This window comes from Gallibacterium faecale (assembly GCF_027920745.1).
GTDB classification, from domain to species: domain Bacteria; phylum Pseudomonadota; class Gammaproteobacteria; order Enterobacterales; family Pasteurellaceae; genus Gallibacterium; species Gallibacterium faecale.
In genome coordinates, this window is sequence record NZ_JAQIBB010000123.1 from 46713 (window position 1) to 57033 (window position 10321).

Consider the following 10321-nt stretch of genomic DNA (forward strand, 5'->3'; position numbering starts at 1 on the left):
TTCTTTGACTCAGATCAATACCCATACTATTTATGTGGAAAACCACAATAGCTACCAAAAGTTGGGTAATTAACAATACGCTAGAACAATAACATAAAATGCTAATTGTGGGGAAAATTATGGATAGTTGTAAACGCACAACACTAAAAACGCTCACTGCGCTGACTTTTGGTGCTAGCTTGGTACCACTGCAAAGTGTTGCGTTTCAACCACCAAGACGAGGTGGTGATCAAAAACATCGCTATGCAATGATTATTGACTTACGTCGTTGTATTGGTTGTCAATCTTGTACAGTGAGTTGCAATATTGAGAATCAAACACCAATCGGTGAATTCCGTACTACTGTACGTCAATATGAGATCACAGATGGCAAACAAACGGTAAATAATGTGTTATTACCTCGCTTGTGTAACCATTGTGATAATCCGCCGTGTGTACCTGTTTGTCCGGTACAAGCGACTTATCAACAAAAAGATGGCATTGTGGTTATCGATAATGAACGTTGTGTAGGTTGCGCTTATTGCGTTCAGGCTTGTCCTTATGATGCACGTTTTATTAATGAAGAAACCAAAACCGCAGATAAATGCACCTTCTGCTCACATCGCTTAGAAGTAGGCTTATTACCAGCTTGTGTCGAAAGCTGTGTTGGCGGGGCTCGTATTATTGGTGATCTTGCTGATCCAAATAGCCAAATCAAAAAACTTTTTGACGCACACGTTAATGAATTAAAAGTATTAAAACCTGAAGCTGGAACACAACCGCATGTGTTCTATTTAGGTTTAGATGAAGCGTTCGTTAGTCGCGTTAATGGTCAACCTATGCTTTGGCAAGGGGAGGAAACATTATGATTCGAGAAGTATTAGTTGAACCGCAAGCTATTGCTTGGCTTCCTTGGGCAGTCAGTTATTTCTTTTATATTGGTATTGCGCTATGTGCCATTTTAACTGCACTTTGCTTACGCTTTTTTGTTAAACCTTATCAAATGCAAGCAGAGCTCATTGCTTTAATTGTGGCCTTAAGCTTCGCTATTGTTGCACCGGTTGCTTTGACCGCAGATTTACACCAACCTGGTCGTGTTTGGCATTTTTATGCCTATCTTGCGTCTTGGTCTTGGATGGCATGGGGTTCCATTTTCTTACCAATTTTTATGTTAAGTTTAGTTGGCTATATTCTATTTTTATTACGCCAATTACCAAATCGCCCAAGCCAAAAATGGCTTTCTTGGTTATACCTAGGTAATTTTAACAATGTACTCTGGTGTCATATCTTCCGCTTCTTGACTGTTGTTAGCAGTGTTTTAATTCTGCTCTATACTTCAATGGAAGTTTATAACGTAGCAGCACGTCCGTTATGGCATCAACCTTGGTTAATTCCATTAATTATCTTTAGTGCGTTACCAAGTGCTTTAATGTTAGTTCATTTTGCTATTCGTTTTGCTACTAATGAAACTCGCCCAGTCTTAATGAAACCATTAATGTTAGTTAGTTTAGTGCTACTTGCAGTCACTATCTTTGCTATCAACGCATCTTCACCAGAAGCACAATACGATTTAGCACTACTTTGGCAACATCGCCCATCAGTTAGCTTTACTTTAGGCGTTGGCATTATCACTTTAGTGTTAGCTTTAATTAGCGGTCGTAACACAATAATTCAATGTCTATTATTAATTGCTTCTTTAATTCTCACTGCAATGGTTCGTTGGGTATTACTTCTCGAAGTACAAACTGTGGCGAAATATAACGCTTTAATGAATCCATATCATTTTAATTGGGGTGTAGATGGTGCTTTAGGTATGTTGTCTGTCCTCGGGTTATGGGTTGCTGTTAGTGTCATCTTATGGCAAATCTTCACATTAATTAATAAGGAGTACCATCATGGATAATAAACGTCGTAATTTACTAAAAGGTGGTTTAGTTGTTGGTGGTGCAGCAACCTTTGTTGCTGGTTATTCACCAAAAGTAAAAGAGATTGCTCATGGCGTATTAAATGGTACTTCTGGCGAAAAAACACAACATAATTTACATGGCAACTCTCTCGCTCCAGAATATCAAGTTACTCAAGATAAAATTATTCCAAATGCCGATCAAATTGTATGTAACACGCAATGTATGGGATGTTGGACACTTTGTGGATTACGTGCAAGGGTGGATCTCAAACAGAATAAAGTTATTCGTATTAGTGGCAACCCTTACCATCCTCTTTCTGCTGATGAATATCTCAGCTATAACAGTTCGTTACAACAAGCGGAACTTAGTGTTGCCGGTGAATCTGGTTTAGAAAATCGCTCAACAGCTTGTGCTCGTGGTGCAGCGTTTATGGAGGGTGTTTCTAGTCCTTATCGTATTACCCAACCGCTTAAACGTGTTGGTAAACGAGGTGAAGGAAAATGGAAAACTATTAGTTTTGAACAGCTCATTGAAGAAGTTGTAAACGGCGGTGATCTATTTGGTGAAGGCCATATTGATGGCTTAAAAGCTATTCGTGATTTAACTACACCGGTTGATCAACAAAATCCAGATTTCGGACCAAAAGCTAACCAACTTTTTGTAACCTTTGCTGGCCCAGAAGGTCGTCAACCTTTATTACAGCGTTTTGCTAATGGCAGTTTTGGTACTATCAATTTTGCCTCTCATGGTTCTTATTGTGGTTTATCTTATCGTGCTGGTTCAGGCGCGGTAATGAACGACCTTAATAACAACGCTCACGCAAAACCAGATTGGGATAATTGTGAATTTATCCTGTTTATGGGAACATCGCCTGCCCAATCAGGTAACCCATTTAAACGACAAGCACGTCAACTCACGAAAAAACGTGCTGAATCGGATTTTGATTATGTTGTCGTTTCCCCACGTTTAGAGTTAACTTCAACTCATGCGACACAAAATAATCGATGGGTACCTGTATTACCGGGCGGCGACCTCGCATTAGCTCTCGCTATGTTGCGCTGGATTATTGAAAATGAACGCTACAACACAGATTATCTTGCCTTACCAAGTGAATTTGCGATGCAACAAGCGGGAGCTGCTAGCTATTGTAATGCAACACATCTATTTGTTAGCGATCCAACACATCCTCGTTTCGGCCAACCGATTACTGAGCAAGATCTATTCGATATCGCACCAAACCCTGATGACAAAGTGTTGGAAAACTACAATATTGTTAAAAACGCTGAAGATAACCAATTTATTGCGGCAAAATCTTCTGCGAAAGCTTTATTGTGGGTAGATGAAACCATTACGTTAAAAGATGGTTCCACTGTTGCAGTGAAATCTTCTCTTACTTTATTAAAAGAATCTTGCTTAGAACATACTCTCGAAGAGTACTCTGCTTTATCTGGCGTGCCTGTAAAAACAATTACTGCACTTGCTGATAAATTTACTTCTCATGGTCATAAAGCTGCCGCAATCACCCATGGTGGCACAATGCAAAGTAATGGCTTCTATACTGCATGGGCTATCTTGTTGTTGAATGTTATGATCGGGAATATGAATAAAAAAGGTGGTATGAGTGTTAGTGGCGGTAAATTTAAAGATTTTGCCCCAGGCCCTCGTTATAACCTTGCTACATTCCCAAATATGGTAAAACCAAAAGGTACCAATCTCGCACGCAGTAAGAAAGCTTACGAAAACTCAAGTGAGTTTAAACGTCGTGCCGCTGAAGGTTCACCATATCCAGCACGTGCAGCTTGGTATCCATTTGTCGGTGGTCAAATGTCAGAAATGATCACTTCTGCATTACAAGGTTATCCTTATTCATTAAAAGCGTGGATTAGCCATATGACCAACCCTTTATATGGTATGACCGGTATCCATCATATCGCAGAAGAAAAATTACGTGATCCGAAAGTATTACCGTTATTTATTGCGATTGATGCTTTTATGAATGAAACCACAGCACTAGCAGATTATATTGTTCCAGATACCCATAATTTTGAAAGCTGGGGTTTTAGTACGCCTTGGGCTGGTGTACCGACTAAAACCAGTACCGCTCGTTGGCCAGTAATTAAATCTGCCAATGCAAAAAATACTCAAGGTGAAACAACCTGTATGGAAAGTTTTATTATCCATGTTGCTAAAGCAATGGGATTACCGGGCTTTGGAGATAATGCAATTACAGATAACCAGCAACAAACTTATCCATTAAATTGCAGCGAAGATTATTTCTTACGTGCCGCAGCAAACATTGCCTTTGATGGTAAACAACCTGTCAATGATGCTTCTACCGAAGATCGTTTGCTTTCTGGGGTAGAACGTATTATGCCGTTACTTAGCAAAACCTTAAAAGAAGAAGAGGTCTTAAAAGCAGCTACTATCTTCTGTAAAGGCGGTCGTTTCGCACCATATAACAGTGCTTGGGATGGTGACAATATGGCTGCAAAATGGAAAAACTGCTTACAAATTTGGAATCCAATCGTGGCAAAAGCACGCCATCATCACGATGGTAAACACTATCATGGTTGTCCAAAATATTTTGCACCGCAATTTTCTGACAATAGCACTGTAGAAAGTCGTTATCCAAAGAAAGAGTGGCCGTTTGAACTTATTTCATTTAAATCTAATTTAATGAGCAGTATCACTGCACCATTACTTAGATTGCATAGTATTAAACCGACAGGTATTGTGGCTATGAATAGTCAAGATGCAACAAAATTTGGTTTTACTCACGGTGATTTAGTGGAATTAGCAACACCGGGCGGTAAAGCAAATGTTCAAGTAATGGTACTCGATGGCGTAATGCCGGGTACGATTGCGATTGAACACGGTTATAGTCATAAACAGCTTGGTGCTGCAAGTTATGAGATTGATGGCAAGTTGATTGCAGGGAATAAGCAAATTCAACAAGGCATTAATATTAATGATCTTGGTTTATTAGATAATACTAAACAAATCGCTTCCCCATGGGTGGATTGGGTTTGTGGTTCTGCGGTAAGACAAGGCTTACCAGCAAAATTACGCAAAATTTAATTCTTACCCCACATAAAATAAATAAGGTGCATGGATGCACCTTATTTTTTAGATCTTAATCTCTCTTATGTGAATTGATTCTCCAATTCAATCGCCTGCATAAAACAACTGATCTTACATTCACCACATCCATTACAACGTTCAGCATTTAACTGTAATAGCTGCTCTGCTGGATTAAATTGAATTGCCTGCATTGAGCAAGCATCAATACACGTTGTACAACGTTGCCCTTGCTGATAAACACAAGTGGATAAAAACTGAGGTCGTAACTCCGTATCAGCTTTAAATGCTGGATGTAAGGCTTTGGTAGGACAAGCTTCGACACAAGCCTGACAAAAATCACATGCGGAAAATTGTAAATCCAACACAGGATAATGTTGTTGCAGTTCAATCAGGCCATAAGGACAAGCTTTTACACACTCACCACAACCAGTACACACAGCAAGAAATAGACTCTCTTTTGCAGCAAAAGGCGGTCTATTCGCTTGTCTTTTCTCAGATATATGTTGTGGTTGCGGTGCAGTAAAAAGACTACGTAATAATCCTCGGCGAGAAATCTGATTATGCGCTAAATACGCAGAGTAATAACGTTCGTCTTTTTCCATTTATTAAAAATACAATGGCACATTCGCAGGTACAATGCCTAACTCTTCTTCCCATAGTTCGAGCGTTTGCTTCGTCACTAACGCAAGACCTTGATAAAAAGGTGAATCTTGTTGTTCTGACAATAATTCCAAATAACGCCATACCCAAGTGAACAAATGTTTAGATAAATATTCCGGTAAAATATCTGGTCTAGTATCTGCAATATAGGCAGAAAACATCAACATTAAACCAATATGATCTTCTGGAACATTTTCATTGAGTTCCGATTTGATCCCATATTTACGCATAAAATCACGTAATTGCAGCAGAGAATCACCAAAAATGACCGCTTCTTTATCTAAATAAACTGAACCCCAAGGTGGCGCAGGTAGCGCATTTGGGCCAATAAATTGTCGTTGAAATTGTTCAGAAATGTCTTTGGTTTGTGTTAATAGGTTCTTAATTTTGAAATCTGGTTTAATGATAGGGCGCCAATCTTGCTGCCAATTAATTTGTTTAATTGCATCAACTAAACCTGATGCTTTAGGATGTGTTGGTTCAAAATAAAAAAGTGATCCTAAAAAACCACCACTCATTGATACCCAAGTCAAAAATGCATCCTGTTCTTGTTCCATGTGCCCTCTCCTTAAAAGATACACTGTACTTGGTTATTACAAGTACAGTGTTGAGTTATGATTAAACTGCCATGCCAACAGTCATGTGTAAACCGTAGAATAAAATTCTTCCTAAAACTTCACCACCGAATACTAACATCACTGCTAAAACTAAGCCAGCCTGATAGTGACTTTTACATAACAAAATATTTGCTAACACTAAACAAAATAAACGGATAATACTTACCCAAGCATAATCAGGCACTAAAGCGACCGCTTGTTGAACAGAACTTTCGATTCCTGATAAAGAGAAACCTTGATAAATCACCACAGCCACACTCGCTACTAACGCTAAGCCAAATAGCCAGCGTAAGCCACATAATGAGGTGACTTGATGCAATAAGGTATAACCTAACGCACAACCCATTAACACAACGGTTAAATAAAATTGCCAAGATGTTATTGCGTTATCCCATGTTGGTACAGTGCTAATATGATAAACATTATTCATCATGTACATAAAGACAGCACCACACAACGCCATCACAATTAGCCAAATTCGTCCTAATCCTACTGACATTTTGCCAGTAATCGCAATTAACCAGTACAAACCTGCAATAGCAAAAAAGATTGCTCCACTTGCAATTTCATTACTAAGCATAGATTCACCAACACGATTTAACGAATTAAATGCGCGCATAGGTGATCCTAAATGGAGAATAGAAGCAATAAAACCAATACCAAGTAAAACTAATGGTAACAACATCAATTTATGGATATAGCTTTGTTTAGCTTCTGCATCTTTTTGAAACAAAACATAAGCAAAAACCCACAACGATCCTACTGCTGCTTGAGCTAATACTGTAAAAAAGACTAATGGTAATTCATGTAATCCTGCATTCATCTTACACCTCTCTTGGATTTGCTAGGAAACCAGTTGTATCACCGCTCGGACGAGCATTTTTATTTGGTTTTACCACCAAGTTTGGCTGCGTAAATTCTGCTGGTGGTAAAGGTGCAATCGAAGCTTCTTCACCATATTTTTCACGTAACTCTTTGATTGGTGCAAAATCTAAAGCTCTTAATGGACAAGCTTCAACACAAATTGGTTTTTGCCCCGCTTTTACCCGTGAGTAACAACCATCACATTTCGTCATATGTCCTTTTTTCGCATCATATTGCGGTGCATCATATGGACACGCCATATGGCAATAACGGCAACCAATGCAAATCTCTTCATTTACAATCACAAAACCATCTTCATTTTTGTGCATTGCCCCTGTTGGACAAACTTTTGTACATGCAGGATTTTCGCAATGATTACAAGAGATAGAGAGATAATAAGCAAAAACATCTTGTTGGAATGTGCCATCTGGCTGCACATTCCAGTTTCCTCCAGCATATTCATAAATACGGCGGAAATTAACGTCTGTACCAAGGTCTTTGTAATCTTTACAAGCTAACTCGCAAGTTTTACAGCCTGTACAACGTTCTGAATCAAAATAAAATCCATATTGTTCCATAAATTACTCCTTAGGCTTTCTCAACTTGTACTAAATTAGAATGTTGTGGATTTCCTTTTGCCAATGGTGATGGTCTTTGAGTCGTCAAAACATTGATACAACCAGAATGATCAACACGATTGCTATCTGGTGCGTACCAAGCTCCTTCTCCTAAAGCAACAACCCCCGGAATAATTCTTGGTGTAACTTTGGCATGGATTTGAACTTCACCACGATCATTAAATACGCGAATTAGATCACCATTTTTAATTCCTCGTGGTTCAGCATCAATTGGATTAATCCACATTTCTTGCGGATTTGCTTCCTTAATCACATCCACATTACCATAAGTTGAGTGAGTACGTGCTTTGTAATGGAAACCACTAAGTTGTAATGGATATTTTTCCATTAATGGATCACCATAATGTTCAAAGCTATCAACATGGATTGGTAATGGATGAATCACTTCATCTTTGTCTAATTCCCAGGTTTTCGCAATTTCTGCTAAACGTTCAGAATAGATTTCAATTTTGCCTGATGGTGTTTGTAGTGGATTTTTTTCTGGATCTTCACGGAATTCTTTGTAAGCAACATAGAATCCTTTTGGATCAACTTTTTTGAAAATACCTTGTTTTCTAAATTCTTCAAAGGTTGGTAATTCTGGTAAATTAGCTCTAGATTGTTCATAGAGGTGACGTAACCATTCTTCTTGTGTACGTCCTTCGGTAAATTGTTCCTTAACCCCGAGTTTTTCTGCTAATGCTGACATCATGTCATAAATATTTTTACATTCAAACGGTGGTTTAACCGCTTGGTCAGCAAAAATGATATATGCCATATTTGAAACATAAGCATCTAAACAGAAATCCATTTGTTCTGATGTGGTGCAGTCAGGCAATAAAATATCGCTATATTTTGCTGTTGATGTCATATGGTTATCGATAGTTACGATCATTTCGCATTTCGATTCATCTTGCAAAATATCATGAGTACGATTGATCTCTGCATGTTGGTTAATCAAACAGTTACTCGCATAGTTCCAAATAAATTTAATCGGTGCTTTTAATTTTTCTACACCACGAATCCCATCTGCAGTTGCTGTCATTTCTGGACCACGAACAATCGCATCTGTCCATAAGAACATTGGAATACTTGCTTCAACTGGATTAGTTAAGGTTGGCATCCGCACAAACGGAATACTATAAGCACTTTCTCTAGCCCCAGTATTACCTCCATTAATACCAACATTTCCTGTTAAAATTGGTAACGTCGCAATCGCACGAGAAATTAATTCCCCATTACTACGACGTTGCGGTCCCCATCCTTGTGCGATGAAAGCAGGCTTAATTTGTGCAATTTCTCTTGCTAACTTGATAATACGAGTCGCTGGGATACCGGTAATTTTAGATGCCCATTCAGGTGTTTTCGCAAAACCATCTTCGCCTTGACCTAAGATATACGCTTTATAATGCCCATTTTTTGGTGCTGATGCTGGTAAGGTTTTCTCATCATAACCAACACAATATTTATCTAAGAAAGCCTGATCAACTAAATCTTCTGTAATCATCACATAGGCTAACGCAGACACTAAAGCTGCATCTGTACCTGGACGAATCGGGATCCATTCATCTTCACGACCTACACCAGTATCGTTATAACGAGGATCAATAATGATCATTCTGGCATTCGATTTTTCTTTTGCTTGCTGAATACTATAAGTTAAGCCACCACCACTCATTCTGGTTTCAGCTGGGTTATTACCAAATAGTACGATAAGTTTGGTATTTTCAACATCTGCAATACCATTCCCATAAGCCCAACCACCACCATAGGTGTAATCTAAACCAACAGTAATTTGTGCTGTACTATAATCACCGTAATGGTTTAAATAGCCACCAATACAATTCATTAACCGTGCAACAAGAGTAGATCCTGGTGGCCAAGATTTTGTTACTGTTCCACCTAATGTTCCTGTACCGTAATTAAGATAAATAGACTCATTACCATATTGTTGAATATTCTTTTGTAATGATTGTGCTATTTCAGTTAACGCTTCATCCCAACTAATTCGTTTAAATTTACCTTCACCACGTTTACCAACACGTTTCATTGGATATTTCAAACGATCTGGATTATATACACGACGACGCATTGAGCGCCCACGCAAACAAGCCCTTACTTGATGATCAAGATTATAGGTTTCTGTTCCTGTGTTATCTGTTTCAACATATGTAATCTTATCGTCTTTAACATGCATTCTTAACGCACAACGGCTACCACAGTTTACTGTACATGCACTCCAAACGATTTTTTCTTCATTTTTACTGGTTTCAGCTGTTTTTTGATCCGCTGCAACTGCGCTAAAAGGCAAAGTGAGTTCTGTTGCGGCTAATGCTGCTGCAACCCCAGATGAAGCTTTAAGAAAACTCCGTCTGTTAACAGTAGGATTGATAATCGACTTCTCCATATAAACTCCATTATTTATAAAATATGCTTAATAAAATTAAACTTATTTTTATACTTACAACGAGGTAATTATATAGAGTTAGTTTTTATATAAGAGAAAATAGCGTAATAAATATGATATAAATCAATACGTTATAATTAATGAGAATTATTTTCAGCTCTTTTGGTAAGATTTTTGTACAATTTGTAT

General features: G+C 38.3%; 8 protein-coding genes. 3 read left to right on the forward strand and 5 right to left on the reverse strand.

Translation table 11 applies throughout. The annotated features are described in order from the left end of the window. The first annotated feature begins 119 nt into the window (after nt 1–119). The 3 genes from ttrB to PF272_RS12515 are packed head-to-tail and all read left to right on the forward strand — an operon-like array spanning nt 120 to nt 4964. On the forward strand, nt 120–848 hold the full coding sequence (ttrB, locus tag PF272_RS12505) for a tetrathionate reductase subunit TtrB (RefSeq protein WP_065236933.1): 729 nt from the start codon (nt 120–122) through the stop codon (nt 846–848). Beyond that, nucleotides 845–1882: an NrfD/PsrC family molybdoenzyme membrane anchor subunit gene (gene nrfD / locus PF272_RS12510; RefSeq protein WP_271143015.1), complete on the forward strand. Its 1038-nt coding sequence runs from the start codon at nt 845–847 to the stop codon at nt 1880–1882. Before ttrB ends, nrfD begins: the two co-directional genes overlap by 4 nt. Then, nucleotides 1875–4964, forward strand: coding sequence for a tetrathionate reductase subunit A (locus tag PF272_RS12515; RefSeq protein WP_271143016.1), 3090 nt, complete (start codon nt 1875–1877; stop codon nt 4962–4964). Before nrfD ends, PF272_RS12515 begins: the two co-directional genes overlap by 8 nt. A 65-nt stretch (nt 4965–5029) precedes the next feature. On the opposite strand, the gene napF is transcribed toward PF272_RS12515, so the two are convergent. The 5 genes from napF to PF272_RS12540 all read right to left on the reverse strand — a co-directional run bounded on the left by napF (nt 5030) and on the right by PF272_RS12540 (nt 10132). After that, nucleotides 5030–5569, reverse strand: a complete 540-nt coding sequence (gene napF, locus PF272_RS12520) for a ferredoxin-type protein NapF (protein ID WP_271143017.1) — start codon at nt 5567–5569, stop codon at nt 5030–5032. Nucleotides 5570–5572: 3 nt separating this feature from the next. Next, nucleotides 5573–6184, reverse strand: coding sequence for a Tat proofreading chaperone DmsD (gene dmsD, locus PF272_RS12525; protein WP_271143018.1), 612 nt, complete (start codon nt 6182–6184; stop codon nt 5573–5575). 61 nt (nt 6185–6245) lie between these two features. Beyond that, entirely contained in the window at nt 6246–7067 is an 822-nt protein-coding gene (locus PF272_RS12530; protein ID WP_271143019.1) for a DmsC/YnfH family molybdoenzyme membrane anchor subunit, read from the reverse strand. A gap of 1 nt (nt 7068) precedes the next feature. Then, on the reverse strand, nt 7069–7686 hold the full coding sequence (locus PF272_RS12535; protein ID WP_271143020.1) for a DMSO/selenate family reductase complex B subunit: 618 nt from the start codon (nt 7684–7686) through the stop codon (nt 7069–7071). 10 nt (nt 7687–7696) lie between these two features. Then, complete coding sequence (locus PF272_RS12540) at nt 7697–10132, reverse strand: DMSO/selenate family reductase complex A subunit (protein ID WP_271143021.1); 2436 nt, start codon at nt 10130–10132, stop codon at nt 7697–7699. Nucleotides 10133–10321 lie beyond the last annotated feature (189 nt).